The following is a 25976-nucleotide window of genomic DNA, read 5'->3' as shown; positions in this document are numbered from 1 at the left end:
ACAGGGTCTAACCCTTGATGACATTCAGGAGACATTCATGAGCGAAGCATTTGTTTATGACGCCATACGCACGCCGCGTGGCAAGGGCAAAAAAGACGGCCGTCTGCATGAGGTCAAACCCGTTAACTTGTTGGCAGGCGTGTTGCGCGAGCTGCAAAGTCGTAACCAGCTTGACACCGCTGCGGTGGACGATGTGGTCATGGGCGTGGTCTCACCCATTGGTGAGCAGGGTTCGGTGGTCCCTAAAGTGGCGGCACTGGTTGCAGGTTGGGACTGGCGTTGCTCGGGCGTGCAGCTCAACCGCTTTTGCGCCTCGGGGTTAGAAGCGGTCAACATGGCCGCCATGAAAGTGCGCAGCGGCTGGGAAGACTTGGTGGTGGCCGGTGGCCTAGAGAGCATGAGCCGCGTGCCGATTGGCTCGGACGGTGGCGCTTGGGCGCAAGACCCCGAGACCAACAGCGCCACGCTGTTTGTGCCGCAAGGCATTGGCGCTGACCTGATCGCCACCCTGAGCGGCTTCACCCGCCACGATGTGGATGCCTTTGCGGTCGAATCGCAAAAGCGCGCCACGGCCGCGCGTGCGGCGGGCTACTTTGATGGCTCGGTCGTGCCGGTCAAAGACAAGCTGGGCCAAGTCATCCTGGCGCAAGACGAATTCATCAAGCCCAACACCACGGTGGAAACACTGGGCGGCCTCAAAGCCTCGTTCGAGCAACTGGGCGCGATGGGTTTTGACGCGGTGGCCTTGCAGCGCTACCCGCAGGTCGAGCGCATCCACCATGTGCACCACGCGGGTAACTCCTCGGGCATCGTGGACGGCGCAGCGGCGGTGCTGATCGGGTCAGAGGCCGCTGGTAAAACCCATGGCCTCACGCCGCGTGCCCGCATCGTGTCGGTGGCCCTGTCGGGCGCTGACCCGACCATCATGCTCACAGGCCCCATGCCTGCTGCCCGCAAGGCACTGGCCAAGGCGGGCCTCACGATTGATCAGATCGATTTGTTCGAGATCAACGAAGCCTTTGCTGCCGTGCCCATGAAGTTCATGCAAGAGATGGGTGTGCCGCACGACAAGGTCAACGTCAACGGCGGCGCGATTGCCATGGGCCACCCGCTGGGGGCCACGGGCGCGATGATCATGGGCATCTTGATTGACGAGCTGCACCGCCGCAAGTTGCGTTATGGCATGGCCACTTTGTGTGTGGGCGGCGGCATGGGCATTGCCACCATCGTTGAACGCGTTTGATTGGGAAAAGAACACCATGAGCAACATCATTTTGAAAACACTGCGCTACGAACTGGCCGACGGCATCGCCACCCTCACCTTTGACGAGCAAGGCTCGCCGGTCAACACCATGTGCCTGCAATGGCAAGAAGACTTTGCGCAAGCGACCGAGCAAGTGCTGAAAGACAAGGCAGGCCTGAAAGGCATCGTTTTGGCGTCGGCCAAGTCCACCTTCTTTGCCGGCGCTGACCTCAAGGGCGTGATGCGCTCGCAGGCCACAGACGGTCCGCGTGTCTTTGCTGAAATTCAGCGCATCAAACAATGCTTTCGCACGCTTGAAACACAGGGCGTGCCCGTGGTCACTTGCCTGAATGGTTCGGCCTTGGGGGGCGGTTGGGAAGTGGCGTTGGTGGGTCACCACCGCATCGCCACGCGCAACCCGAAAACCCAATTGGGCTTGCCCGAAATCACGCTGGGTCTGATTCCTGGCGCGGGTGGCATCACCAAGATGACCCGCCTGCTGGGCCTGCTGGCCGCCCAGCCTTATGTGCTGGAAAGCAAATTGTTTGGCCCCGACGAAGCGGTCAAGCTCGGCTTGGTGCATGAGTTGGTGGACAGCGACGAGCAATTGCGTGCACGCGCTTTGGCTTACATCGATGCATCGCAAGGCCAGCCCGAAGCCGCCCAGCATGTGTGGGACCGCAAGGATTACAAGATGCCCGGCGGCACCCCCAGCAACCCCAAGATCGCGGGCATGTTGAGCGTGGCCCCAGCCGTGCTCAAGCAAAAAACACGCGGCCTCTACCCCGCACCCGAAGCGGCGCTGGCCGCCATGGTTGAAGGCGCGATGGTGGACTTTGACACCGCCATGCGCATCGAAAGCCGATATCTGGCAGGTCTCATGACCAGCCAGGTGGCGCGCAACATGATCAACACCTTCTTCTTCAACATGAACAGCATCAAGGGCGGCCAAAGCCGCCCCAAGGCTGCGCCGCGCTACAAGCCGCAAAAGGTGGGCATCTTGGGCGCGGGCATGATGGGCTCGGGCATTGCGTATTCACAAGCCAGCCGGGGCATCGCCACCGTGCTGAAAGACGTGAGCGTCGAGGCCGCTGAAAAAGGCAAGGCCTACAGCCACAAGCTCACCCAAAAACGCGTGGACAAAGGCCGCATGGCGGTGGACAAACAAGCGGCCTTGTTGTCACTGATCCAGCCCACCGCCAGCGCTGCTGACCTGAAAGGTTGCGACCTGATCATCGAAGCCGTGTTTGAAAACCGCGAACTCAAGGCCCGCGTCACGCAAGAGGCCGAGCCGATGCTCGTCGAAGGTGGTTTCTTTGCCAGCAACACCTCCACCTTGCCCATCAGCGGCCTGGCCACAGCCAGCGCCAATGCGAATAAATTTGTCGGCATCCATTTCTTCAGCCCCGTCGACAAGATGCAGCTGGTGGAGATCATTCGCGGCGCACAGACCGACGACGAAACCATCGCCCGTGCGTATGACTATGTGCAGGCGCTGGGCAAGCTGCCGATTGTGGTGAACGACTCACGCGGCTTTTACACCAGCCGCACCTTTGGCACCTTTGTGATGGAAGGCGCGGCCATGTTGGGCGAGGGCATCCCCGCCCCCGTGATCGAAAACCTGGCCATGCAAGTGGGCATGCCCGTCGGCCCGCTGGCCGTGCTGGACGAAACAGCGCTGTCGCTGTCGGTGCATGTGCTCGACCAAACCCGTGAAGACTTCACCAAAGAAGGCAAGACCTACACCGCCACACCTGGCGAGCTGTTTGTGGAGCGCATGGTCAAAGAACTCAAGCGCCCCGGCCGCGCCGCAGGTGGTGGTTTTTACGACTACCCCGCTGGCCAGAAAAAAGTGCTGTGGCCTGAACTGAAAACCCGCTTTGAAAAAGCCGACGTGGCGCTCAACCTGCAAGACATCAAGGACCGCCTGCTGTACCGCCAGGCGGTGGAGACCGCCCGCTGCCTGCAAGAAGGCGTGCTGACCTCGGTGCACGACGGCAACATCGGCTCGATCTTCGGCATCGGCTTTCCGGCCTGGACAGGTGGCGCGCTGCAGTTCATCTACGGTCAAGGTGTGGAGGCGTTTGCCAAGCGCTGCGCTGAATTGGCCGCAAAGTATGGGGCGGGGTTTGTGCTGACGGCGGAAGTCATCGACAGCCTGAAGCAGCACCAGCCGGTGTATTGAGGGCAGCATTTCGTCGCGAGGTGTGTCACACATTTGCGTGTGTTTGGTGTGACACCCGCGTAGGCTAGGCCGATGGGCACAAGCACTTCCGTTTGTGTACTTTCAGAAAGAGCTTTCATGTTCCCTGCGTACAAGCTTCAGCGCATCCAGTCGCTGCTTTTCGGGTCTTGTGTGTTGGCGCTGTCCTTTGCCGCCCATGGCCAAAGCAGCACAACGTGGCCCACCAAAACCATCAAGCTTGTGGTGCCGTATGCCGCAGGCGGTCCTGCCGATTTGGTAGCGCGTGAGCTGGCACAAACGCTGACGGCCGATCTCAAGCAAGCGGTCACGGTGGAGAACTCGGGCGGGGCCATGGGCGTTCCTGCTTTGGGCGCCGTCGCGAGGGCCGAGCCCGATGGTCACACGCTGCTCTTGGCGGCGTTTGGCAATGTGGTGCTGCAGCCCTTGCTCAGCAAGCACGGTGGGTCGGACTTGATTGCCAAGCTCAAACCCGTGTCCACCATTTCAACGGCGCCGCATGTCTTGGTGGTGTCTAGCAAATTACCCATCAAAACAGTGGCGGAATTGATGGACTACGCGCGTGCGAACCCGGGGCAAATCAGCTTTGCGTCGGCAGGCACCGGCGGCACCTCGCATTTGGGCATGGAGATGTTCAAGGCCATGTCCAAAACGGACGTGATCCATGTGCCCTACAAAGGCAGTTCGGGTTCGGTGAATGACTTGATTTCGGGCCAAGTGTCAGCATTGTTCAGCAGCTTGCCTTCCTTGCAGGGCTTGGTCGACAAGGGCTACATCCGCGTGTTGGCGGCCACGGCGCCCAGCAACACCCCCGCGACGAAATCATTGCCCCTGATGTCGGCGGCCTTGCCGGGTTACGAGTATTCCACGTGGTACGCCATGTACGCGCCCGTGGCCACGCCGCCTGCTTTGGTGGACAAGATCAACCAGGCGCTGAGTCGTGCCTTGAAAAATCCGGCTTTGATCGCCAAGATTGAACCGGCGGGCACCGAGTTGCATGCGGGCTCACCCGACGAGGTGTTGCAGTGGACCAAGCGCGACACCGAGAAGTGGGCGCGCGTGATTCGCGACGCCAAGATCGCGGTGGAGTAGTCCGTGCGACTCAGGTGGGCTGGCTGAGTTGGGCGATTTCTTGCGCTGAGTAACCCAACGCTGCCAACAACTCGGCGTTGTGTTCACCCAACTTCGGTGGCGACAAGCGCACGCCCAAGCGCTGGCCGTCGAGCAGCACCGGCATCAACACGGTTTTGGTTTCGCGGCCATCGGGCAAGGTGATGGGGGCCAAGCCACCGCTGGCGTTGAGGTGGGGGTCGTCCAGCAGTTCTTCGGGGCGCGTGATGGGGGCGAAGGGCAAGCCTTGGGCCTCAAAGGTGGTGGCCAGCATGTCGGCGCTGTGCACGCGCAAGCGTTCGCGCAAGATGGGCATCATCCATTCGCGGTTCGTGACGCGACCGTTGTTGGTGCGCAGGCGTTCATCGGCTTTGAGGTCGGCAAAGCCAAAGGCATTGCAGAAGGTGACCCAAGCGCCATCGCTGACCACAGCCAAGAAAATTTGCGCGTCGTCTTTGACCTTGAAAATGTCGTAGATGCCCCACGCTGAAATGCGTGCAGGCATGGGCGCAGGCGCTTTGCCAGTGACGGCAAATTGCATCATGTGTTGTGCCATCAAGAACACATTGTTTTCAAACAAGGCGCTTTGCACTTCTTGGCCGCAGCCTGTTTTCTCGCGTTGCGCCAGAGCGGCCATCGCGCCCAATGCACCGAACAGGCCACCCATGATGTCGTTCACGCTGGTGCCCGCTCGCAAGGGGTCGCCGGGGCGGCCCGTCATGTAGGCCAAGCCGCCCATCATTTGCACCACCTCATCGAGGGCGGTGCGGTGCTCGTAGGGGCCGGGCAAGAAGCCTTTGTGGCTGACGTAAATCAGACGTGGATTGAGGGCTTTGAGGCTGTTGTAATCCAGCCCCAGTTTTTGCATGGTGCCGGGTTTGAAGTTCTCGCTGACCACATCGGCGGTGGCGATCAAGCGCAATGCGGCTTCTTTGCCCTCGGGCGTTTGAAGGTCGAGCGCGAGGCTTTTTTTGTTGCGGTTGAACATCGGAAAAAACCCCGCGCCAGAGCCCAAGAGCTGGCGCGTGGCGTCGCCGTTTCGGCCGTGGCCAATCGGTTCGACCTTGATCACTTCGGCCCCCAAATCAGCCAGCACCATGCCGCAGGTGGGGCCCATCACCATGTGGGTGAACTCAACGACGCGCAGGCCGGTGTAGGGCAAAGAGGGGGTTTCGGTGTGCATGGTGTGTATGAATTTAAATCCAGCCCTTGGGCAAACCGGCTTCGGGCGTCATGCCGTACAGCGGCTCGTGGGGCAGGCCGTGTTGCAGCGGGGCGCGTGCGGCAAAGAGTCGTTCAAGGTTGACACCGGTGTGGATGCCCATGGCCTCGAACATGAAGACCAAGTCTTCGGTCACCACATTGCCCGAGGCCCCTGGCGCATAAGGGCAGCCGCCTAAGCCTGCCAGTGAGCTGTCAAAGGTGCGCACACCCACGTCATAAGCGGCCAAGCAATTGGCGAGGCCGAGGCCACGCGTGTTGTGCATGTGGGCGGCACCGGTGCGTTCGCCAATGGCCGTGCGCACGCGCTGGAACAAGCGGCGCACTTGTGCGGGGTTGGCCATGCCCGTGGTGTCAGACAGACCCGTTTCATCGGCACCCGCTTGCACCACCGATTCGGCCAGCCACACCACGTCGTCTTCGCTGACGTCGCCTTGCAGCGTGCAGCCAAAGGCGGTTGAAATGCCAGCCTCTACTTTCACGTGTGGTGCCAGTTGGTTTTTCAGTGCCACGATGGCGCGCACCTCGGCCACCATCTCTTCCCGGGTCTTGCGCACATTGGCCATGGAGTGGGCCGCGCTCGCCGACACCGGAATGGTGAGTTTGTGCACCCCCGCACGCAAGGCCGCTTCTGCGCCGCGCACATTGGGCACCAAGGCCATCACGGTCAGGCCGGAGTGGGTGAGCGCGTGGCGCACGACCTCGGCGGTGTCGGCCATTTGCGGCAGCAGCTTGGCGGGTACAAACGAGCCCACTTCAAGCTCTTGCAAACCAGCGGCCACCAAGGCATCAAGCCACGCCAGCTTGTCGGCGGTGGCCATGGTGGCCTTCACCGATTGCAGGCCGTCGCGCAAACCCACTTCGCTGATCAGCACCTCGGGCAGTCTTGTCGCCATCATGCGGTGTGTCACTCTTTGGGCGCGCCAGAATCTTTGACGATGCCCTCGTAGCGTTTGATTTCAGACAACGTGAACTTGGCAAACTCGCTGGAGGTGCCACCCATGACTTCTGCACCCATGTCGCTGAGGCGTTGGCGAATGTCGGGTTGTTTCAGCAGTTTGTTGAGCTCGGTGTTCAAGCGCTCCACCACTTCGGCAGGCGCGCGTGCGGGCAACATCACGCCGTACCAAGCCGAGGCCAGCATGGGCGTGCCGGCTTCGTTGAAGGTGGGCACTTGGGGCAGGGCCGTCAAGCGTTTGCTGGATGCCACGGCGATGGGTTTGAGCAAGCCACCACGAATGCTGCCCAATGAGCCGGTGTCGATCATCAGGTCAAGGTGGCCGGCAATCAGGTCTTGTGCGGCGGGGCCGCTGCCTTTGTAGGGCACATGTTGGATGTCGATGTTGGCGGCCGTTTTGAACTGCGCGCCTGCCAAATGTTGCGAGCCGCCGATGCCCGCAGAGCCGTAGGTGAACTTGCCCGGTGCTTGCTTGGCGGCGCTCACGATGTCTTTCAGGCTGTTCCACGGTGACTTGGCGGGTACCACCATGACGTTGGGTATTTCGCATAGGGCGACCACGGGCGAGAAGTCGGCCGCGGGGTCAAACCCGAGCTTGCTGTACAAGTGCGGTGCCGCCGCGTTGGTGGAGCTGGTGGCCAAGAGCAGCACATAACCATCGGCTTTTTCTTTGACGAACGTTTGCGTGCCAATGACACCTCCCGCCCCGCCCTTGTTGTCCACCACCACGGGCACGCCCATGGCTTGCGACAGGGGTTGGGCCAACATGCGCGCAATTTGATCGGTGGCACCGCCTGCGGCCCAAGGCACCATGATTTTGATGGGCTTGTCGGGGTAAGCCGCCCAAGACAGGCCTGACAAGGCGCAGAGGGCAGCGGCGACCAGCGCGTTGCGGCGGGTGAATGGATGTGGGGCATGTGTCATGTCAAACACCTTTCGCTTTCAACGCAGCATCGACCCAAGCCGATGAATACGTGCCATTGAGAATTTCAGCAATCGTGGCCTGTTCATGGGCCACTTTGTCGTGGGACAAGCGGGCAATCTCTAGCGCTTGTGCAGGCGACACCGCCACCAAGCCATCGGCATCGCCCACGATGATGTCGCCGGGGTTCACCTGCATGCCGCCCACGTTGACGGTCACGTTGATGCTGCCCGGCCCATCTTTGTAGGGGCCGCGCAGATTCACGCCGCGCGCCCAGCACGGAAATTGATGGGTTTCAAACGCATCGACATCGCGCACGGCGCCGTCCATCACAAACGCAACGGCACCGCGTGTGCGTGCGGAGGTCATCATGATTTCGCCAACCAGGGCGCGCGACACATCGCCCTCACCGTCCACCACCAACACGTCGCCCGGCATCAACATGTCCAAGGCTTTGTGAATGAGCAAGTTGTCGCCAGCGCGCACGCGCACGGTGAAGGCGTTGCCGCACACGCTGACGGTCGAACGGTTGACCGGATGCAGACCTGTGGTGCCGACCAAGCGACCCATCACGTCGCTGATGACGGAGGAGGGCAAACCACTTAAAGCACGCACGCCTTCGGCGAACGCTTCGTGACGGGGATGAATTTCGATTCCGTGGGACATATCAAGATCCTGTGTGTGTGAAGGGCAGTCGTGGGTAATCTAACGCACAAACGCGCTCACTTAAACTGGGCAGAGTCGCCTCGGTCGTCGATCATTTGGATCGGCACCGCCTGAGTTGGGCGTCTTGTCATTTTGGGATGAATGTTGGAAGCTTTTTTGATCTCGACGGGCATCGTCGCGCTCGCCGAAATGGGCGATAAAACACAACTCTTGGCCTTGGTTTTGGCGGCGCGATTTCGCAAGCCTTGGCCCATCGTGTGGGGCATCTTCGCCGCGACGCTGGCCAACCACGCGTTGGCGGGCAGCTTGGGCGCGTGGCTGACCCAATTGATCAACCCCACGTATTTGCGCTGGGGTTTGGGCGTGTCATTTTTGGCCATGGCGGCGTGGATGTTGGTGCCCGATCAATTGGACGAGGACGACACGGCCATCGCCCCCAGATTCGGCGTGTTTGGCACCACCTTGGTGGCCTTCTTTTTGGCGGAGATGGGCGACAAAACGCAAATTGCCACCGTCATGTTGGCCGCCGAATACCACGCTTGGTGGTGGGTGGTCGCCGGCACCACACTGGGCATGATGTTGGCCAATGCGCCCGTGGTGTGGTTTGGCGAGCGCATCACGCGCCTGATTCCGCTGACGTGGGTACACCGCATCAGCGCGGTGGTGTTTGTGGTGTTGGGCGTGCTGGTGTTGCTGGCATAAAAAAACGCCAGGGCTTCGCAGCACTGGCGTTGTTCTTCAGCCGCCAAGCACGCGAGGTGCTCAGCGCAGAGGCTGATTACTTGGCGATGACGCGCACCATTTCCAAGCACTTGTTCGAGTAACCCCACTCGTTGTCGTACCAGCTGACGATCTTGACGAAGGTGCTGTCCAGTGCGATGCCTGCATCGGCATCGAATACCGAGGTGCATGGCTCGCCACGGAAGTCAGTGGCCACCACTTTGTCTTCGGTGTAGCCCAACACGCCTTTCAAAGCGCCTTGGCTCTGGGCTTTCATTTCAGCGCAGATTTCGGCGTAAGAGGCTTCTTTGTTGAGCTCAACGGTCAAGTCAACAACAGACACGTCGCTGGTGGGCACGCGGAACGACATGCCGGTCAGCTTTTTGTTCAGCTCAGGAATCACCACGCCCACCGCTTTGGCTGCGCCAGTGCTGGAAGGGATGATGTTTTCCAAGATGCCACGGCCGCCGCGCCAGTCTTTGTTGGAAGGGCCGTCCACGGTTTTTTGTGTGGCGGTGGCAGCGTGCACGGTGGTCATCAAACCGCGCTTGATGCCCCATTTGTCGTTCAACACCTTGGCCACAGGCGCCAAGCAGTTGGTGGTGCACGAGGCGTTGGACACGATGGTTTGGCCAGCGTATGTGGCGTGGTTCACGCCGAACACGAACATGGGGGTGTCGTCTTTGGAAGGCGCAGACAACAACACTTTCTTGGCGCCTGCGGCCAAGTGCTTTTCAGCGGTGGGCTTGTCCAAGAACAGGCCGGTGGCTTCGATCACGATGTCGGCGCCGATTTCGTTCCACTTCAAGGCAGAAGGATCACGCTCTTGGGTCAGGCGAATTTTCTTGCCGTTGACGACCAGTGCGCCGTTGTCCACAGAGACCTCACCTTTGAAGCGGCCATGCACGCTGTCGTACTTGAGCATGTAAGCCAAGTAGTCAGGCTCCAACAAGTCGTTGATGCCAACGACTTCGATGTCTTGGAAGTTTTGCACGGCAGCGCGAAACACCATACGTCCGATACGGCCAAAGCCGTTGATACCGATCTTGATAGTCATGGAATTACCCTTCTAAAGTTAAAAATCAAAAAACTTGCTTATTTGGCCAACACGGCTTGCACCGTTTCAGCCACGTTCTCAGGGGTGAAGCCGAAGTGTTTGAACAACACCGGCGCAGGGGCCGACTCACCGTAGGTGTCAATGCCGACCACGGCCGACACGCCATATTTCCACCAGCCATCGGTCGAGCCCATTTCCACCGCAATGCGGGGCACGTCAGCGGGCAACACGGCGGCTTTGTAGGCCACGCTTTGGCGGTCGAAGGTGGTGGTGCTGGGCACCGACACCACGCGCACCGCAATCTTTTGCGCGGCCAGCAAGGCTTGTGCTTTCAATGCCAATTGCACTTCAGAGCCCGTGGCCAAGATGACGGCTTGCGCCTTTTTCTTGAGGCCCACTTCCGAGGGTTCTGCCAACACGTAGGCGCCTTTGTTGATGGCGTCCAAGCCCGAAATGTCGCCAGCAGCTTCGGTGGCTTTGGTGGCCACCACATCGCCTTTGGGCAAGTAAGGCAGGTTTTGACGGCTCAACAGCAAGGCCGTCGGCTTGTTTTTGTTTTGCAAAGCCACAGCCCATGCCACGGCCGTTTCGGCTGTGTCAGCGGGACGCCACACGTCCAAGTTAGGGATCAAACGCAGCGAGGCCGCGTGTTCGATGGACTGGTGTGTCGGGCCGTCTTCGCCCAAGCCGATGGAGTCGTGGGTGAACACATGGATGATGCGTTGCTTCATCAGCGCCGCCATGCGGATGGCGTTGCGTGAGTAGTCGCTGAACGTCAAGAAGGTGCCGCCGTAAGGGATGAAGCCGCCGTGCAAAGCCACGCCGTTCATGATGGCGGCCATGCCGAATTCGCGCACGCCGTAGTTGATGTGACGGCCACCGACGCCTACTTCGTTCTTCACCACGTTGCCTGCCAGGTCAAAGCGCAGGTTGGGGGTGGATTTGGTGTTGGTCAGGTTGGAGCCGGTCAAGTCGGCGCTGCCACCCAAGAGCTCGGGCAAGGCGGCGGTGAAGGCTTCCAGTGCCAATTGGCTGGCCTTGCGGCTGGCCACGGTTTCGGCTTTGGTGTGGGCACCGATGACGGTGTCGACCACGGTTTGTGCAAAGTTCTTGGGCAACTCGCCGGCCATGCGGCGCAGTAGTTCTTTGGCCAAGGCAGGGTGAGCGGCTTTGTAGGCAGCGAACGCTGTTTTCCATTCGGCTTCTTGGGCCTTGCCTTTGGCGGCGGCATTCCAATCGGCGTACACCTCTTTGGGCATTTCAAACGGCGCGTGGTTCCAGCCGATGGCGGCGCGGGTCAGGGCAATTTCGTCGGCGCCCAAAGGTTCGCCGTGGGCCTTGGCGGTGTCCGCGCGGTTGGGGCTGCCTTTGCCGATGCTGGTTTTGCACACGATCAAGGTGGGCTTGTCAGCGCTCAGTTTGGCGGTGGCGATGGCTTGGCTGACCACGGCAGCGTCGTGGCCGTCGATGGGGCCGATGACTTGCCAGCCATAGGCTTTGAAACGCTCAGGCGTGTTGTCCGCAAACCAAGGGGCCACTTGGCCGTCGATGGAAATGCCGTTGTCGTCGTACAGGGCGATGAGTTTGTTCAGCTTCCAAGCGCCTGCCAATGAGCACGCTTCGTGGCTGATGCCTTCCATCAAACAACCGTCGCCCATGAAGGCGTAGGTGTGGTGGTCGACGATGTCGTGACCTTCGCGGTTGAACTCCGACGCCAACAGCTTTTCAGCCAGCGCCATGCCCACCGCGTTGGTGATGCCTTGGCCCAAGGGGCCGGTGGTGGTTTCGACACCAGGGGTCACGCCCACTTCAGGGTGGCCCGCAGTTTTGCTGTGCAACACGCGGAAGTTTTTCAACTCGTCCATCGGCAAGTCGTAGCCGGTGAGGTGCAACAAGGCGTAAATCAGCATCGAGCCGTGGCCGTTGGACAGCACAAAGCGGTCGCGGTTCAACCAATGGGGGTTCTTGGGGTTGTGGCGCAGGTGGTCGCCCCACAAAGCGACAGCCATATCGGCCATGCCCATGGGCGCGCCGGGGTGTCCTGAGTTGGCTTGTTGTACAGCGTCCATTGCCAAGGCGCGAATTGCGCTGGCCATTTGTTGGGTGTTTGCCATGTCAGGCGGCTCCGGTGGGGTAATAAGGGAAAACGAAGATTTTAGCGAGCCGCCCTACCCCAGCCTGACCGAACCGTTCTTGGCCGCGTGACCCCCTCGCTACACTGCGGTTGTGAACACGACTTTTAGCTCTATTTCCCCCGCTGACGCCGCCTCCGAGCCTCGCAAAGCCACTGCCTTTTTGCTCGCCGCAGGACGTGGTGAGCGCATGCGCCCGTTGACCGATGCACACCCCAAACCCATGCTGGCCGTGCGCGGGAAGCCGCTGATGCAATGGGCCATGGAAGGTTTGCAGCGCGGAGGTGTGCAGCAGTTGCTCATCAACACCGATTGGCTGGGCGCACAAATACCGCAGTATTTTGGCGATGTGTTGGCCACGCCCAATTGGGCGCCCCTGCGTTTGCGCTACTCCCACGAGGGCGTAGATTTTGGCGGTGCGCTTGAAACCGCAGGCGGCATTGTTCGCGCCCTGCCCCAATTGGACGATGTGTTTTGGGGGGCCGCAGGTGATGTGTTTGCGCCCGAATTTGAGTTTTCATCACACACGTTTGAGCGTTTCAAAGCCAGCCCACAGCTGGCCCATGTGTGGCTGGTGCCCAATCCGGCGCACAACGTGGGCGGTGACTTTGGTGTGTCGGCTGAGGGTTTGGCGCTGAATTTGCCCAAGCTCACCGCACCTGCCGCGGTGGGCGAAGCCCCGCGCTTCACCTTCAGCACCATTGCGTTGTACAAACGCGCGTTTTTTGAAGCCGCTTGGTGTGACATTCCTGCGGGTAATCCAGCGGGCATCAAAGCCCCTTTGGCACCCATGCTCCGCGCAGCGATGGATCAAGGGGCGGTGAGTGCGTCGCTTTACGCGGGGGCATGGACGGATGTGGGGACGCCCCAGCGATTGGCGCAACTCAATGAGGGCTGAGTCTCAAGCGAATCAAGACTTGTCGATGGCCTTGACCTTGTCACCCCCTGCCACCGAGTAACGCATGGACACCTTGCGTGTGGCTTGGAACTGCTCGATGGTCTCACCCCGGAAAGCGGCGTAGACCTCGGGGTTGGACACACCCAACACAGCCGCCATTTTTTCGAGCACGAAAAAAATCACACCGCGGCGGATCATTTCGATCCACTTCCGGCCACGAATCAAGTCTTTTTCTTCTTCAAATAGACCGTGCTCGCTGGCCAGCGCTTCAAAGTCATTCATAAAACGCGCGCGATGCTCTGGCCGTGTCAAAGCATGCAAAAAGCGGTTGATGCGTAAGTTGGCGTGGCTGCGTGCGTGCGTGAAGGGGTAGGTGCCTTGCAGGTTGCTCGCGCCTTCTAGCTCATAGCCCATGTGCTTTCGGTGCGCTTCGACGACTGCGGCATCGGGCTCGTCGCCTAGGTCTTCGAACACCAGCGTGGCGATGTTGGTCATGGAGGGCGCATAGGTCTGTTTATGGACCAACTGGACCCGATCTGACAGCGCGCCGCGCATGATCAGCCACATGATGACCTCGGCGCCTTCCATGCCGCCCTTGGCCGCGTACTCGGCGATGCGCATGTTCACCAGTTGTTCGGGGGCTTTTTCGAGCAGGTTGAGGAATTCGTTGTCCCAGGCTTCGTTCAAAAAACCCGCACGCTCGCCATGCACCTGGTGCGACAACCCGCCCGTGGCCATGATGGCCACGTTCAGGTCTTCGGGGTAGCTCTCGATGGCGCGGCGCAGCGCCTGACCCAGTTTCCACATGCGTTTGGCACTGGGCACGGGCAGTTGCAGCACGCCCACTTGCAGCGGCACCACCTGGCCGGGCCAGGGGCCGCGCTCGTCACCCAGCATGGACAGCGGCGACAAAAACCCGTGGTCCACCGGCTTGCCCTGAAAGAACGACATGTCGAACTCGTCGGCCACCAGTGACATGCCGATGTGCTGCGACAGCCCCAAGTGCCCCATGGCTGGGGCCACATCACGTGGGCCACCGCCTTCGTCAGCGGCCACATAACGGTCGTCGATGCCCAGCACAAAGGCCGAGTAATGGTCGAGGAAGAACGATGTAATGTGGTCGTTGTAGATCATGAAGATCACGTCGATCTTCTTGGCATGCACCCAGTCTCGGATGGCGTCGAAGCCATCAAAAATCGGCTTCCACGCCGGGTCGTTGTGCTTGCCGGTGTCTTTGGCAAAACCGATGGTGGGCGAGTGCGAGGCGCCAATGCCTCCGACGATGCGTGCCATGTGTTGCTTTCTGCGCTGGGTCAGTCGAGGGCTGCTTTGGCCTTGATGATCACAGCCGCCAGCTTGGTCGATTCGGCCTGGATGTAGGCGTTGAACTGCTCGCGTGTGGGCGTGAAAGGCTCGTAGCCGAACGAGACAAACTTCTCGCGCACATCGGGCTCGGCCAGGGCCTTGGCGATGTCGGCGTTGATCTTGTCGGCCACGGCTTTGGGCAGGCCCTTGGGCGCAGCGATCGCGGTCCAACCGCTGACTTCAAAGTCCTTGGGGCCACCGGCCTCGGCCACGGTGGGCACATCTTTGTAAGCGGGCAGGCGCTTGGGCGCGGCAATCGCCAAGAATTTCAGCTTACCCGCACGGTAGAGCGGGCCCGCTGTGGCGCTGGTGCCCATCGCAAAGGCCAATTCTCCGGTGGCTACGCCGGTGTAGAGCTGGCTGGTTTCTTTGTAAACCACGTGTTGCATCTCGGTACCGGTCACGGTTTCGAACAAGGCCGAGCCTAAGTGCACGGGGTTGCCCACCGACCAGGAGCCGTAGTTGAGCTTGCCGGGGTTGGCTTTGGCGTCTGCGATGAGGTCGCCCACGTTTTTGTATTTGCTATCGGTCGCCGTGGTGAAGAAGAAATAGGTCTTGAACAGCGGCAGCAGCACATCAAAGTCAGCCGCGGCGTTGTAGGGCAACTTTTTGAACAGGTGCGGGTAGGCCGTCAGGTGCACGTTGTCGAGCTGGATCAGGTCGGTGCCGTCGGTCGCGCCGCGCTTGAAGGCGTCGATGGCAATGAAGCCATTGCCACCGGGGCGGTTCTCTACCGTGACGGGTTGGCCCCAAGTTTTGGAGAGCTTATCGGCCACCAAACGCGCGACGCCTTCGGGGCCGCTGCCCACGGGGAATGGGGTCAAGATGCGAACGGGTTTGGACGGGAAGGTCTGAGCTTGGGCCGTGAGCGTGAGGCTGAGCGCCAAAACAGAAAGAATGCGACGGATCATGTGTGAGAGCTCCTGATTTTTGAGAGGGTCATGTCGGGTTTTCAAATGCAGCGTGATTGTGAAAAACCTAGGACGTCCTGCACAGATGTCAGATTCAAGCTCGCGATATCATTTTGTTATCGCTTTTTAGGGGTTACGCCATCAAACTCACTGCTTTACAGGCCTTGGTGGCCGCCATTGAAGAGGGCAGTTTGCGTGCGGCTGCGCGCCGTCTTCACGTGTCTCAACCTGCGTTGACCAAACTCGTTCGCGAGCTTGAGTTGGAGCTCGCTAGCCCCTTATTGCGTCGTCATTCCAAAGGCGTGAGGCCCACGGCGCAAGGTCAAGTGTTGTTTGAGCATGCGTTGAAAGTCGTCAGTGAGTTGGCGACGGCCACCGAGTTGATTCAACAAATGGGTGGGCAGATGAAGGGCAATCTGAACGTCGCTGCGGTTCCCGTTGCCATGATGTTGCTGATTCCCGAGACACTGCGAACGTACAGCCGCGCGTTTCCTGAAATTCAATTGCGCGTGAGTGAAGAGATGTTTGTGGAGCAACTTCAAAAACTCAGGAAAGGCGAGGTGGACATGGTGGTGGGCGGCATACCCGAGGGCTTGCCGCTGGGTGAATTCATCACGGAATCTTTGATGGAAACACGCATGGTGGTTGTCGCGCGAAAAGGCAGTCGCCATGTCCGAGCCAAGAAATTGGCAGATTTGGCAAATGAAGCTTGGATCTACACGGGAAACTCGCAACAAACAGGCTATGTCTCGCGTCTATTTGAGACACACGGCCTTCCACCTCCGCCAGCTGGCGCGATGGTGAATTCCACTTTGGCCTTGCTGGCGTTGCTTGGTTCTGCGGACTTGTTGGGGTTGATGCCTGAGCAAATCATCGCCCATCCACTGGGGCAAAACATTGTTCGAGTCCCGTTAGAAGAGACGGGGCTTGCCCTGAGCGTGGGCATCATCATCCGCAGCAGTTCTGCGGTGTCCCCTGCCATTCGTCACTTTATTTCTCATCTACACAGAGCCGCGCATCAGATCCGCTGATGACATCCCACTCCTACAATCCCCAAATGACTACCAGCCCTTCTCTTTACGCAGCCCGTCGAGCCCGCTTGGCCGCCCAGTTGGGCCATGGTGGCGTGGCCATCATCCCGACCGCGCCCGAGCATGCGCGCAACCGCGACAGTGATTTTCCGTATCGCCACGACAGTTACTTCTATTACTTGACGGGCTTTACCGAACCCAATGCGTGGTTGGTCATCGACGCCACAGGCCGCAGCACCTTGTTTTGCCAACCCAAAGATTTGGAACGCGAAATTTGGGATGGGTACCGACTCGGCCCCGATGTCGCCGTGGCCACGTTGGATGTGAATGCCGCGGTTTCTGTGGCTGAGCTGGACAAGCAGTTGCCTAAATTGCTCGAGAACCAACTCACCGTTTGGTACCCGTTTGCGACCCACAAAGGGTTGGAGACACGCGTGGATGGTTGGCTCAACGCTGTGCGTGCGCGCGTGCGTTTTGGTGTGGCATGTCCCGCCATGCAGCGGGATTTGTGCGGCCCGTTGGATGACATGCGCTTGATCAAAGACGCGCACGAGCAAGACATCATGCGACGCGCTTCGCGCATCAGTGCCCAAGCGCATGTTCGCGCCATGCAAACCAGCGCCCGCATGTTGCGGGCAGGCCAAGATGTGCGCGAGTACCACTTGGACGCCGAGTTGCTGCACGAGTTCCGCATGCATGGCTCGCAGTTCCCCGCCTATACCTCCATCGTCGCGGCAGGCGCCAATGCTTGCGTGCTGCACTACCGCGCCGATGCGGCGCCTGTTCGCGATGGTGAGTTGGTGTTGATCGACGCGGGGTGCGAGCTCGACGGTTACGCCTCTGACATCACCCGCACGTTTCCCGCCAACGGGACCTTCACCGGACCGCAACGCGATCTGTATAACTTGGTGCTGGCCAGCCAAGACGCCGCCGTGGCCGCGACCCATGCGGGCGCACGGTTCACCGACCCGCACGACGCCACCGTGCAAGTGCTGGCGCAGGGCTTGTTAGACCTTGGCTTGCTGAGCAAAACCAAACACGGCAGCGCCCAAGACGTGATTGAGCAACGCGCTTACTTTCCGTTTTACATGCACCGCACGGGTCACTGGCTGGGCATGGATGTGCATGACTGCGGCAGTTATGTGGAGCCTGTTGAAGCGGAGGAACACAGCGTTCGCAAAGACCCGCTGTCTGGCGAAACCATCGTCAATCGTCCCAGCCGCATCTTGCGCCCAGGCATGGTGCTCACCATTGAGCCCGGTTTGTACGTGCGCCCTGCGCACGATGTGCCCGAAGCCTTTTGGAACATTGGCATCCGCATTGAAGACGATGCCATCGTCACCGAGGACGGCTGCGAGCTCATCACGCGGGGTGTGCCTGTGCTTGCGCAAGAGATTGAGGCGTTGATGCGGGGTTGATTTTTAGACATCCTTAGAAAGACTGAGGACAACGTATTTTGAATACGATAGTTTTATTTTTACTATCCGGAGTCGCAATGACGTTGTTTGTCTATTTCGTAAGTTATTTTTTCTTTGCGTTTGCTTGGCGCTCGTGGGTTGTTTATCAACGAACAAAGCTTAATCCAGTGGTTTTGCCTCAAGAAGACAACGCGCATGGTTATGTGGGGCGCGCGTTTAAGTGGGTGATGGCATTGATTGCCGTTTCTGTGCTTTTTCAATCACTGGGCGCCCCTTGGTTTGAGATGCTCGTTCCTCTGACATTGTTCGCATCATCAACTGCTGTATGGGGCGGTTGGTGCTTGTTGATGGCGTCACTGGCGTGGTTATTGATTGCGCAGTACCAAATGGGTAACTCATGGCGAATCGGTATCGATTCAGCAAACAAAACTAGGCTTGTATCAACAGGTCTGTTTGGCGTTTCAAGAAACCCCATTTTTTTATCCATGCGAGTGAATTTGCTGGGCTTGTTGTTTGTGCTGCCAACCACGGTAACGCTAGTGGCTTTGGTGGCTGGCGAGTTATTAATGCAAATACAAGTACGTTTGGAAGAAGTGCATCTGGCAGCGTTACATGGCGACGATTACTCAGCCTACTGCAACCGAGTGCGTCGATGGCTTTAAATTTCGAGCACCTTGATAGACGCTATCGATTGGTTCAATTTTTTCAATTGGTCAAATCAATTGTTTGTGCCTATCATTCCTCCTGTCCCGATTAATTTCGTTAACTGAAGGAGTTCCAAATGACTGCACAAACCCGCCCCGAGATCAAGACCATGGCCAACCTCGAAGCTGCATTTGCTGGCGAATCGATGGCCCACATCAAGTACCGCTACTTCGCCAAGATTGCACGCGAAATGGGCGATGAAGAAACCGCACGCACGTTTGAAGAAACGGCCGATCAAGAAGTGATGCACGCCTTTGGCCACCTCGACTTGCTCTACCCCAAGGCCACGCTGACGCCAGCGAAGGCTTTGCAAATTGCCATCGGCGGGGAAACCTACGAGTACACCGAGATGTACCCCACCTTCCGCAAAACCGCCGAAGCTGAGGGCAATGCGGCGGCTGTGGCCGAGATGGATGAGCAAATTGAAGAGTCCAAAGTGCACGCGGCCCAATTCACAGCCACCTTGGTGAAGGCCCAAAAGCGTTTCGCCGCCCTGGCCAAGGTGGAAGAGCGCCACGCCAACCACTACCAAGCGCAGCTCAACAAAGTGACGGCACAGGCTTAACGCCTTGCCAAGCTCGATTTAGGCGCCGGCAAAGGGCCTTACAAATCCCACGAAAATTCAATTCAATCATTTCAAGATTCAAAGAAAGCACACCATGAGCACTCCTACTTTCAAAACATACGTCTGCATCGTTTGCGGTTTTGTGTACGACGAGGCCGCAGGCCGACCCGAAGACGGCATTGCCGCTGGTACCGCTTGGGCCGATGTGCCTGAAGACTGGGCTTGCCCCGAGTGCGGCGTTGCCAAAGCCGATTTCGAATTGGTCGATTTCTAAGGGGCCGACCATGACGGCACAACGTCACCCAGACGGCCCCGTGTTGGTCGTGGGGTCGGGTTTGGCAGGGTGGACTGCGGTGCGCGAATTTCGCAAACTCGACGCCATCACGCCGGTGGTGTTGGTCACCGCTGACACGGGCGACTTTTATGGCAAGCCCGCCTTGTCGACTGCACTTGCGCAGGGGCGCACACCAGCCCAGTTGGTCACCATGCCTGCGGAACAGATGCGTGAAACCCTGAATGTGACGGTGATGGCGCACACCCACATCACGCGCTTGGACGTGCAGGCGCAAGCCGTGCACACCTCGGAAGGGGTGTTGACTTACCGCGACTTGGTCTTGGCCACGGGCGCGCACCCCATTCGTTTGGATCTTGGTGGCAACGCGGCTGCCGAGGTCATGTCCGTCAACGACTTGGCCAGTTACACCGTGTTTCGCCAAAGCCTGTCGCCTCAAGCGCGGGTGTTGGTGATCGGTGCGGGCTTGATCGGCTGCGAATTTGCCAACGATTTGGTGGCCAAGCATTACGCGGTGCAGGTCGTCGATCCCAACGCCGTGCCCTTGGCGGCTTTGTTGCCCGAGGCGGTGGGCGCGCAATTGCAAGCGGCCCTGCAGGCGCTGGGCGTGCAATGGCGCTTCGGCACATCGGTCCAAACGGTGGACCGCTTGGACGACGGCTTGGTGGTGACTTTTGCCAACGGCCAACAGACCGAGGTGGACGTGGTGCTCAGCGCGGTGGGTTTGCGTGCCGACGTGGCCTTGGCGCAAGCGGCGGGTTTGACCACCGAGCGCGGCATTGTGGTGGACGCGCAGCTGCAAACCAGCGCCGCCCATGTGTATGCCTTGGGTGACAACACGCAATACGCATCGGATTCGGTGGGAGGCGCGGCGCGCACCTTGCCGTATGTGTTGCCGATCATGCATGCGGGTAAAGCCTTGGCGCAAACTTTGGCGGGCACGCCCACGGCGGTGCAGTTTCCGCTGATGCCTGTGGCCATCAAAACCCCTGCGCTGCCTTTGGTGGTGGCGTCCGCCGCGCCGGGCACGGCGGGTGCTTGGCAAGCGGTCGACGAAGGGCTGTGGCATTTCGTCGCAGCAGAGGGCCAAGTGCGTGGCTTTGTGCTGAGCGGCAGCAGCACCAGTCGGCGCATGGAGCAAGCGAAACTGGTGACCGCTTAAGTTCACTTTTGTGAATAAGTAAAAAGCGTCGTCACTTGCGTAAGCACATCCCCCCATCAGTGGGGTAGATGGCGGGCCTAAAATGAAACGACCAGCTCGGGGTTGTTGCTTCGTCACAGAAGCAGCGACCCCTTGCATTATTAGGAGATTTCATTGAGCTCAAACCCCTCCCACAACAGCGCTGAGGCCCGTGCCGAATTACGCCGTGCCGCCCTCGAATACCACGAGTTCCCCACCCCTGGAAAAATTGCGATCCACGCCACCAAGCAACTGGTCAACCAGCACGACTTGGCGTTGGCCTACTCGCCTGGCGTGGCGGCGCCCTGCGAAGAGATCGTCAAAGACCCCAACAACGCTTTCAAATACACCAGCCGTGGCAACTTGGTGGCCGTGATCACCAACGGCACCGCGGTGCTGGGCTTGGGCGATATTGGCCCCTTGGCGTCGAAGCCCGTGATGGAAGGCAAGGGCGTTCTGTTCAAGAAGTTTGCGGGCATCGACGTGTTCGACTTGGAAATTGACGAGAAGAACCTCGACAAGTTGGTGGACATCATTGCGTCGTTGGAGCCCACTTTTGGTGGCATCAACCTCGAAGACATCAAGGCGCCCGATTGCTTCTACGTTGAGCGCAAGTTGCGCGAGCGCATGAAGATTCCCGTCTTCCACGACGACCAACACGGCACCGCCATTACTGTGGGCGCGGCTATTTTGAACGGCCTCAAGGTCGCGGGCAAAGACATCAAAAACGTCAAGCTCGTCACTTCTGGCGCGGGCGCGGCAGCGCTGGCTTGTTTGGGCCTGTTGCTCAAAATGGGCATGCCTCGCAAAAATATTTATGTCACCGACTTGGCGGGCGTGGTCTATGAAGGCCGCACCGAGTTGATGGACGAAGACAAGATCCAGTTCGCACAAAAAACCGATGCACGCACCTTGAGCGACATCATCGAAGGTGCGGACGTGTTCTTGGGTCTGTCTGCGGGCGGTGTGTTGAAGCCAGAGATGGTCAAGAAGATGGCGTCTAAGCCCATCATCATGGCCTTGGCCAACCCGAACCCAGAAATCACGCCTGAAGAAGTGAAGGCTGTGCGCGATGACGCGATCATTGCCACTGGTCGCAGCGACTATCACAACCAAGTGAACAACGTGCTGTGTTTCCCCTACATCTTCCGCGGTGCGTTGGATGCGGGTGCCTCCACCATCACCGACGAGATGGAAATTGCCGCGGTGTACGCCATCGCTGAATTGGCGCAAGCCGAGCAAAGCGAAGTGGTGGCCGCTGCTTACGCGGGAGAGACTTTGGCCTTTGGCCCTGAGTACCTCATCCCCAAGCCGTTCGATCCACGTTTGATGATGAAGATTGCTCCTGCCGTGGCCAAGGCCGCCGCAGACAGCGGTGTGGCCACGCGCCCCATCCAAGACATGGAAGCCTACATTGAGAAGCTGCAAGGCTTTGTGTATGCCTCCGGTTCGATCATGAAGCCGATTTATGCGGCCGCCAAGCGTGCCAGCAAAAAGCGCGTGTGCTACGCCGAGGGCGAAGAAGAGCGCGTGTTGCGCGCCGTGCAAATCGTGGTGGACGAAGGCTTGGCCAAGCCCACCTTGATTGGCCGCCCCGCCGTGATTGCGCAGCGCATTGAAAACTTCGGCCTGCGCCTCAAGCAAGGTGTGGACTACGAAGTGGTCAATGTGGAGCAAGATCACCGCTATCGCGATTTTTGGCAAACCTATTACAAGATGACCGCCCGCAAAGGCGTCACCGAGCAGTTGGCCAAGATCGACATGCGCCGCCGTTTGTCGCTGATTGGCACCATGATGCTGCACAAAGGCGAGGTCGATGGCCTGATTTGCGGCACTTGGAGCACCCCGCACACCCACTTGAACTATGTGGACCAAGTGATCGGCAACCGGTCAGGCATCAGCACCTATGCGTGTATGAATGGTTTGTTGCTGCCCGATCGCCAAGTGTTCTTGGTCGATACGCACATCAACTACGACCCCACGGCTGAGCAGTTGGCCGAGATCACGGTCATGGCGGCTGAGGAAATGCGTCGTTTTGGTATCCATCCCAAAGCCGCGTTGTTGTCTCACTCGAACTTTGGCAGCAGCAACCAGCCTTCCGCCATCAAAATGCGCGAAACGCTGGCATTGGTGCAGAAAAAGGCGCCTTGGCTTGAAATTGACGGCGAAATGCACGGCGATGTGGCCTTGGATGGCCATGCACGTGGCTTGCAAATGCCCAGTACGACCTTGATTGGGGACGCCAATTTGTTGGTGTTGCCAAACTTAGATGCGGCCAATATTGCCTACAACCTGCTCAAAACAGCGGCTGGCGGCAACATTGCCATTGGCCCCGTGTTGTTGGGTGCTGCCAAGCCTGTGCACATCTTGACTGCGAGCACCACGGTGCGTCGTATCGTCAACATGACGGCGCTCACGGTGGCCGATGCCAGCGCCGTGCGTTGAGGTGATTCGGGTTTTCCTACTCTAAATTTACTGAATTTAAGTAATAACCCTCGGGGCTCGCTCAGATTTGGGCGGGCCCTTGCTTTTTTGTAGCGTTTCTGTAACACTTGCGCTTCACTTTTTTCGGGTTTACCCGAAGAGCTACTTCAAAATTTCCCTAGTTACAAGAAACGGCGATAGATATGCCACTGCGTACTGTCAAGACGAATATCGTTCAGTCGATCCGCGCTTTCCGCGTGCCCCAATTGCAAGAGGCTGCTCAAGCCTTGGGCCATCACTTTTTGTATGCCAATCTGGCACAAACACAAAGCAAACAAGACATTTTGGATCTGATTGCGAAAGAGTTCACGTTTTCAGCCCAAGCCAGCAAAAACTTTGACTCCTTGTCGGATGGCTTGACCGACGTGTTGCACAAGTCTGGCAGCCAGCCTGGTTTCATCGTGGTGTTGGAGCACATTCCCGCTCACGCCAAGTTTGACAAAGAAGCCCGCGAACAGCTGCTGGACATCTTTCGCGAAGCCTCTGACTTTTGGTCGGATCGCAAAGTGCCGTTCCGCTGCTTCTACTCGTTCTCCGTGGCGCGTGCGCCATCGGTTGACAAGGCCGGTGTTGCGCTCGATAGCTTAGATGGCTTGGAAGACGGCGAAAAAATGCCGACAGACAAACTGGTGGACGTGTCGCCCATGGCCTTGCGCATGAGCAGCCCCTTCAACGCGGGTTACTGGCAAGCGGCCACCGCCTAAGACGCGGCTTGCGGTTCAGACGAACCGCTGTGCTGAAAAACAAAACCCGCCGCAGTCACTGCAGGCGGGTTTTTTGTTTCAAAGGCTTTGCACCAACGCCACGTATTCAGCGACGGGTACCTCTTCGGCGCGGCGCTGCACATCGAACTGGCCTGCAAAATTGCGCCCTTCTAGCCAGCGGCCCAAGGTGTGACGCAACAGCTTGCGGCGTTGGCTGAAGGCGATTTTGACCATCTCCTCCATCAACTTGACATTGATGATGGGGGGCGCAGCCAGCGGCACCATGCGCACCACCGCGCTGTCTACCCGAGGCGGTGGGTCAAACGACTCAGGCGGTACAAACAGCACGTTTTCCATGTCGTAGCGCCATTGCAGCATCACGCTCAGGCGGCTGTAGTCGCTGGTGCTGGGCTTGGCGACCATGCGGTCAATCACCTCTTTTTGCAGCATGAAGTGCTGGTCTTGCACCACAGCCACGTGCTCGAGCAGGTGAAACAGGATGGGCGACGAGATGTTGTACGGCAGGTTGCCCACCACGCGCAACTTGCGTGCCTTCAACGCTGCGGCCAGCTGGGTGAAGTCAACCCGCAAGACATCCGACTCAATCACGCTCAAGTGTGGGTGTTCGCGCAGGCGCGCAGCCAAGTCGCGGTCTAGCTCGATCACATGGAGGTGACCCAAGCGCTCGACCAAGGGTTGCGTCATCGCTGCCAAGCCGGGGCCGATTTCGACCATGGGCTCACCGGCTTGGGGGGCGATGGCATCGATGATGCCTTCAATGATGGCGCCGTCGGTTAAAAAATGCTGGCCGAAGCGTTTGCGGGCAATGTGTTTCAAGGTGTGCTTTGTGCTTTATTGCGGGGCGTCGCGGTATTCGACGTAGGCGCGACCGCGCATTTCCTGCGCCCAGATTTGGTAGGTCTCTTCGTACTTGCTGTCACGTAATTTGTTGCGCACCAATTCACGCAATTCGCGCTCGGTGATGGGCGCTTCGCGGCGTGCAAGCACTTGAATCAAATGCACGCCAAAGCGCGACACCATGGGGTCTGCGATTTCGCCAATCTTCAGGGCGTTCATGACGGTTTCAAACTCAGGCACAAACATGCCCGGCGCGACCCATCCCAAGTCACCCCCATTGGGGCCGCTGGCGTCTTGTGAATGCTCTTGGGCCAGTTTGGCAAAGTCGGCCTTGCCCGCTTCAATTTGGCGCTTGTAGCCGGCCAACTGCGCACGTGCAGCAGCAGGACTGAGTTGACTACTCAAGCGCAACAAGATGTGTCGAGCACGCGTTTCGGTGATGGTGGCCACCGCGTTGCCTTGCTTGCTGACCAGCTTCAAGATGTGAAAACCAGCGCCGGAGCGCACGATGTTGCTGAGCTCGCCCACGGCCAGCTTTTGGGTCGCGTCGACAAACAGGGACGGGTAACGGTCGGCAGGGCGTGCGCCCATCAAACCACCTTTGTCGCGCTCGGCGCCCTCCGACACGTCTTTGGCCACGGCGGCAAAGCTCTCACCTTTTTTCAGTTGGGCGAGTGTGCTTTCAGCTTTGGCTTGCAAGGCAGCAACTTGCGCAGGGCTGGCGGTCTCTGGGACGGCGATCAAGATGTGACCCAGCTCGACCGTGGGGTTGGTGTTGGCGCTTTGCGTTTGGCGCTCTTGCATGGCTTGCGCAATTTCCACGTCGCTGATTTTGATGCGCGCTGGCACATTGCGTTCAGCCAAGCGTTGCAACGTGAGTTGATCGCGCAGGTCTTGGCGCAATTGGGTGATGGAGGTGCCTTCGGCCTTGGCCTTTTTGTGCAGCTCGTCGACCGTGATTTGGCTTTGCGCAGCCAAGCGTTGCTCGGCTTGTTCAACGGCAGCGGCATCGACGTCTACGCCTGTTTCTTTGGCAAATTGCAGTTGCGCTTTTTCATCGATCAAGCGCTCTAAGGCTTCGCGCATCAGGCTGGCGGGGGTGCTGGCGCTGCGGGCTTGTGCGGTCATCTGCTGGCGCATTTGTGCCACGCGACGTTGCACGTCGAGGTTGGTGATGGGCGCGGTGTCGACCACGGCCACGATGAAGTTGCGCCCTGACGAGGCAGCGGCGCTGTTGGTTTGCGCGTTGGCACCTAGGCCAGTCAGCGTGAGCAACGCCAACAGCAGGCAAGAGCAAAGCGCGGTGCGCTGGAGGAAATTGGGCATGGTCAAC

Annotated in this window: 22 protein-coding genes and 1 pseudogene; 13 read left to right on the top strand and 10 right to left on the bottom strand. The window is 59.1% G+C overall.

The features are described from left to right. Positions 1 to 37 precede the first annotated feature (37 nt). From RMS95_RS06410 to RMS95_RS06400, 3 genes are all read left to right on the top strand, one after another. The gene (locus RMS95_RS06410; RefSeq protein ID WP_310644602.1) at positions 38 to 1243 is read left to right on the top strand and encodes an acetyl-CoA C-acetyltransferase; all 1206 of its coding nucleotides are present in this window, start codon (positions 38 to 40) and stop codon (positions 1241 to 1243) included. Positions 1244 to 1274: 31 nt separating this feature from the next. After that, entirely contained in the window at positions 1275 to 3428 is a 2154-nt protein-coding gene (locus RMS95_RS06405) for a 3-hydroxyacyl-CoA dehydrogenase NAD-binding domain-containing protein (RefSeq protein ID WP_310644688.1), read from the top strand. A gap of 117 nt (positions 3429 to 3545) precedes the next feature. Continuing rightward, positions 3546 to 4538: a tripartite tricarboxylate transporter substrate binding protein gene (locus tag RMS95_RS06400; protein ID WP_310644600.1), complete on the top strand. Its 993-nt coding sequence runs from the start codon at positions 3546 to 3548 to the stop codon at positions 4536 to 4538. Between the two features lie 10 nt (positions 4539 to 4548). On the opposite strand, the gene RMS95_RS06395 is transcribed toward RMS95_RS06400, so the two are convergent. The 4 genes from RMS95_RS06395 to RMS95_RS06380 are packed head-to-tail and all read right to left on the bottom strand — an operon-like array spanning position 4549 to position 8323. After that, positions 4549 to 5739: a CaiB/BaiF CoA-transferase family protein gene (locus RMS95_RS06395; RefSeq protein ID WP_310644598.1), complete on the bottom strand. Its 1191-nt coding sequence runs from the start codon at positions 5737 to 5739 to the stop codon at positions 4549 to 4551. Positions 5740 to 5752: 13 nt separating this feature from the next. Next, positions 5753 to 6676: a hydroxymethylglutaryl-CoA lyase gene (locus RMS95_RS06390; RefSeq protein ID WP_310644596.1), complete on the bottom strand. Its 924-nt coding sequence runs from the start codon at positions 6674 to 6676 to the stop codon at positions 5753 to 5755. 8 nt (positions 6677 to 6684) lie between these two features. After that, positions 6685 to 7659: a tripartite tricarboxylate transporter substrate binding protein gene (locus tag RMS95_RS06385; RefSeq protein WP_310644595.1), complete on the bottom strand. Its 975-nt coding sequence runs from the start codon at positions 7657 to 7659 to the stop codon at positions 6685 to 6687. Between the two features lies 1 nt (position 7660). After that, complete coding sequence (locus RMS95_RS06380; protein WP_310644593.1) at positions 7661 to 8323, bottom strand: RraA family protein; 663 nt, start codon at positions 8321 to 8323, stop codon at positions 7661 to 7663. Between the two features lie 144 nt (positions 8324 to 8467). Here RMS95_RS06380 and RMS95_RS06375 point away from each other — a divergent pair, with 144 nt between their 5' ends. Then, positions 8468 to 9025 carry a TMEM165/GDT1 family protein gene (locus tag RMS95_RS06375; protein ID WP_310644686.1) on the top strand — a complete coding sequence of 186 codons (558 nt, stop codon included), beginning with the start codon at positions 8468 to 8470 and terminating at the stop codon, positions 9023 to 9025. Between the two features lie 76 nt (positions 9026 to 9101). On the opposite strand, the gene gap is transcribed toward RMS95_RS06375, so the two are convergent. Continuing rightward, complete coding sequence (gene gap, locus RMS95_RS06370; RefSeq protein ID WP_310644591.1) at positions 9102 to 10100, bottom strand: type I glyceraldehyde-3-phosphate dehydrogenase; 999 nt, start codon at positions 10098 to 10100, stop codon at positions 9102 to 9104. Positions 10101 to 10138: 38 nt separating this feature from the next. Then, positions 10139 to 12214: a transketolase gene (tkt, locus tag RMS95_RS06365; RefSeq protein ID WP_310644590.1), complete on the bottom strand. Its 2076-nt coding sequence runs from the start codon at positions 12212 to 12214 to the stop codon at positions 10139 to 10141. A gap of 133 nt (positions 12215 to 12347) precedes the next feature. Between tkt and RMS95_RS06360 the strand changes: the two genes are divergently transcribed. Further along, positions 12348 to 13130 carry a nucleotidyltransferase family protein gene (locus RMS95_RS06360; RefSeq protein ID WP_310644684.1) on the top strand — a complete coding sequence of 261 codons (783 nt, stop codon included), beginning with the start codon at positions 12348 to 12350 and terminating at the stop codon, positions 13128 to 13130. A gap of 12 nt (positions 13131 to 13142) precedes the next feature. On the opposite strand, the gene RMS95_RS06355 is transcribed toward RMS95_RS06360, so the two are convergent. Both RMS95_RS06355 and RMS95_RS06350 read right to left on the bottom strand, forming a co-directional pair. Further along, positions 13143 to 14423: a gallate dioxygenase gene (locus tag RMS95_RS06355; RefSeq protein ID WP_310644589.1), complete on the bottom strand. Its 1281-nt coding sequence runs from the start codon at positions 14421 to 14423 to the stop codon at positions 13143 to 13145. 20 nt (positions 14424 to 14443) lie between these two features. Continuing rightward, positions 14444 to 15406 carry a tripartite tricarboxylate transporter substrate binding protein gene (locus RMS95_RS06350; RefSeq protein ID WP_310644587.1) on the bottom strand — a complete coding sequence of 321 codons (963 nt, stop codon included), beginning with the start codon at positions 15404 to 15406 and terminating at the stop codon, positions 14444 to 14446. Positions 15407 to 15519: 113 nt separating this feature from the next. Here RMS95_RS06350 and RMS95_RS06345 point away from each other — a divergent pair, with 113 nt between their 5' ends. The 8 genes and pseudogenes from RMS95_RS06345 to RMS95_RS06310 all read left to right on the top strand — a co-directional run. Beyond that, positions 15520 to 16437, top strand: a complete 918-nt coding sequence (locus RMS95_RS06345) for a LysR substrate-binding domain-containing protein (RefSeq protein ID WP_310644585.1) — start codon at positions 15520 to 15522, stop codon at positions 16435 to 16437. Between the two features lie 26 nt (positions 16438 to 16463). Beyond that, on the top strand, positions 16464 to 17855 hold the full coding sequence (locus tag RMS95_RS06340; RefSeq protein WP_310644583.1) for an aminopeptidase P N-terminal domain-containing protein: 1392 nt from the start codon (positions 16464 to 16466) through the stop codon (positions 17853 to 17855). 77 nt (positions 17856 to 17932) lie between these two features. Then, positions 17933 to 18517: an isoprenylcysteine carboxylmethyltransferase family protein gene (locus RMS95_RS06335; RefSeq protein WP_310644581.1), complete on the top strand. Its 585-nt coding sequence runs from the start codon at positions 17933 to 17935 to the stop codon at positions 18515 to 18517. Positions 18518 to 18636: 119 nt separating this feature from the next. Next, the gene (locus RMS95_RS06330) at positions 18637 to 19125 is read left to right on the top strand and encodes a rubrerythrin family protein (protein WP_310644579.1); all 489 of its coding nucleotides are present in this window, start codon (positions 18637 to 18639) and stop codon (positions 19123 to 19125) included. Between the two features lie 94 nt (positions 19126 to 19219). Then, positions 19220 to 19399 (top strand): rubredoxin, encoded by a 180-nt coding sequence (locus RMS95_RS06325; protein WP_310644578.1) that lies wholly within the window; start codon positions 19220 to 19222, stop codon positions 19397 to 19399. Positions 19400 to 19409: 10 nt separating this feature from the next. Further along, entirely contained in the window at positions 19410 to 20579 is a 1170-nt protein-coding gene (locus tag RMS95_RS06320) for an FAD-dependent oxidoreductase (protein ID WP_310644576.1), read from the top strand. A gap of 153 nt (positions 20580 to 20732) precedes the next feature. Then, complete coding sequence (locus RMS95_RS06315; protein WP_310644575.1) at positions 20733 to 23042, top strand: NADP-dependent malic enzyme; 2310 nt, start codon at positions 20733 to 20735, stop codon at positions 23040 to 23042. A gap of 182 nt (positions 23043 to 23224) precedes the next feature. After that, positions 23225 to 23614, top strand: a pseudogene (locus tag RMS95_RS06310) (barstar family protein); the annotation flags it as partial. A 249-nt stretch (positions 23615 to 23863) separates the two neighbouring features. Here RMS95_RS06310 and rsmA read toward each other — a convergent pair. Together rsmA and RMS95_RS06300 are read right to left on the bottom strand one after the other, a co-directional pair. Continuing rightward, positions 23864 to 24622, bottom strand: a complete 759-nt coding sequence (gene rsmA / locus RMS95_RS06305) for a 16S rRNA (adenine(1518)-N(6)/adenine(1519)-N(6))-dimethyltransferase RsmA (protein ID WP_310644573.1) — start codon at positions 24620 to 24622, stop codon at positions 23864 to 23866. A gap of 15 nt (positions 24623 to 24637) precedes the next feature. Continuing rightward, on the bottom strand, positions 24638 to 25969 hold the full coding sequence (locus RMS95_RS06300; RefSeq protein WP_310644571.1) for a peptidylprolyl isomerase: 1332 nt from the start codon (positions 25967 to 25969) through the stop codon (positions 24638 to 24640). Between the last annotated feature and the right edge of the window lie 7 nt (positions 25970 to 25976).

The organism is Limnohabitans sp. (genome assembly GCF_031539175.1).
Lineage (GTDB): Bacteria > Pseudomonadota > Gammaproteobacteria > Burkholderiales > Burkholderiaceae_C > Limnohabitans.
This window is presented reverse-complemented; position numbering and strand designations above follow the sequence as displayed.

Bases quoted from the DNA above. Each gene is read 5' to 3' on its own strand.
- RMS95_RS06300 (WP_310644571.1), bottom strand. From the start codon at position 25,969: ATGCCCAATTTCCTCCAGCGCACCGCGCTTTGCTCTTGCCTGCTGTTG.
- tkt (WP_310644590.1), bottom strand. From the start codon at position 12,214: ATGGCAAACACCCAACAAATGGCCAGCGCAATTCGCGCCTTGGCAATG.
- RMS95_RS06390 (WP_310644596.1), bottom strand. From the start codon at position 6,676: ATGATGGCGACAAGACTGCCCGAGGTGCTGATCAGCGAAGTGGGTTTG.
- RMS95_RS06355 (WP_310644589.1), bottom strand. From the start codon at position 14,423: ATGGCACGCATCGTCGGAGGCATTGGCGCCTCGCACTCGCCCACCATC.
- gap (WP_310644591.1), bottom strand. From the start codon at position 10,100: ATGACTATCAAGATCGGTATCAACGGCTTTGGCCGTATCGGACGTATG.
- RMS95_RS06380 (WP_310644593.1), bottom strand. From the start codon at position 8,323: ATGTCCCACGGAATCGAAATTCATCCCCGTCACGAAGCGTTCGCCGAA.
- RMS95_RS06395 (WP_310644598.1), bottom strand. From the start codon at position 5,739: ATGCACACCGAAACCCCCTCTTTGCCCTACACCGGCCTGCGCGTCGTT.
- RMS95_RS06350 (WP_310644587.1), bottom strand. From the start codon at position 15,406: ATGATCCGTCGCATTCTTTCTGTTTTGGCGCTCAGCCTCACGCTCACG.
- RMS95_RS06340 (WP_310644583.1), top strand. From the start codon at position 16,464: ATGACTACCAGCCCTTCTCTTTACGCAGCCCGTCGAGCCCGCTTGGCC.
- RMS95_RS06410 (WP_310644602.1), top strand. From the start codon at position 38: ATGAGCGAAGCATTTGTTTATGACGCCATACGCACGCCGCGTGGCAAG.
- RMS95_RS06320 (WP_310644576.1), top strand. From the start codon at position 19,410: ATGACGGCACAACGTCACCCAGACGGCCCCGTGTTGGTCGTGGGGTCG.
- RMS95_RS06335 (WP_310644581.1), top strand. From the start codon at position 17,933: ATGACGTTGTTTGTCTATTTCGTAAGTTATTTTTTCTTTGCGTTTGCT.
- RMS95_RS06385 (WP_310644595.1), bottom strand. From the start codon at position 7,659: ATGACACATGCCCCACATCCATTCACCCGCCGCAACGCGCTGGTCGCC.
- RMS95_RS06330 (WP_310644579.1), top strand. From the start codon at position 18,637: ATGACTGCACAAACCCGCCCCGAGATCAAGACCATGGCCAACCTCGAA.
- RMS95_RS06400 (WP_310644600.1), top strand. From the start codon at position 3,546: ATGTTCCCTGCGTACAAGCTTCAGCGCATCCAGTCGCTGCTTTTCGGG.
- RMS95_RS06325 (WP_310644578.1), top strand. From the start codon at position 19,220: ATGAGCACTCCTACTTTCAAAACATACGTCTGCATCGTTTGCGGTTTT.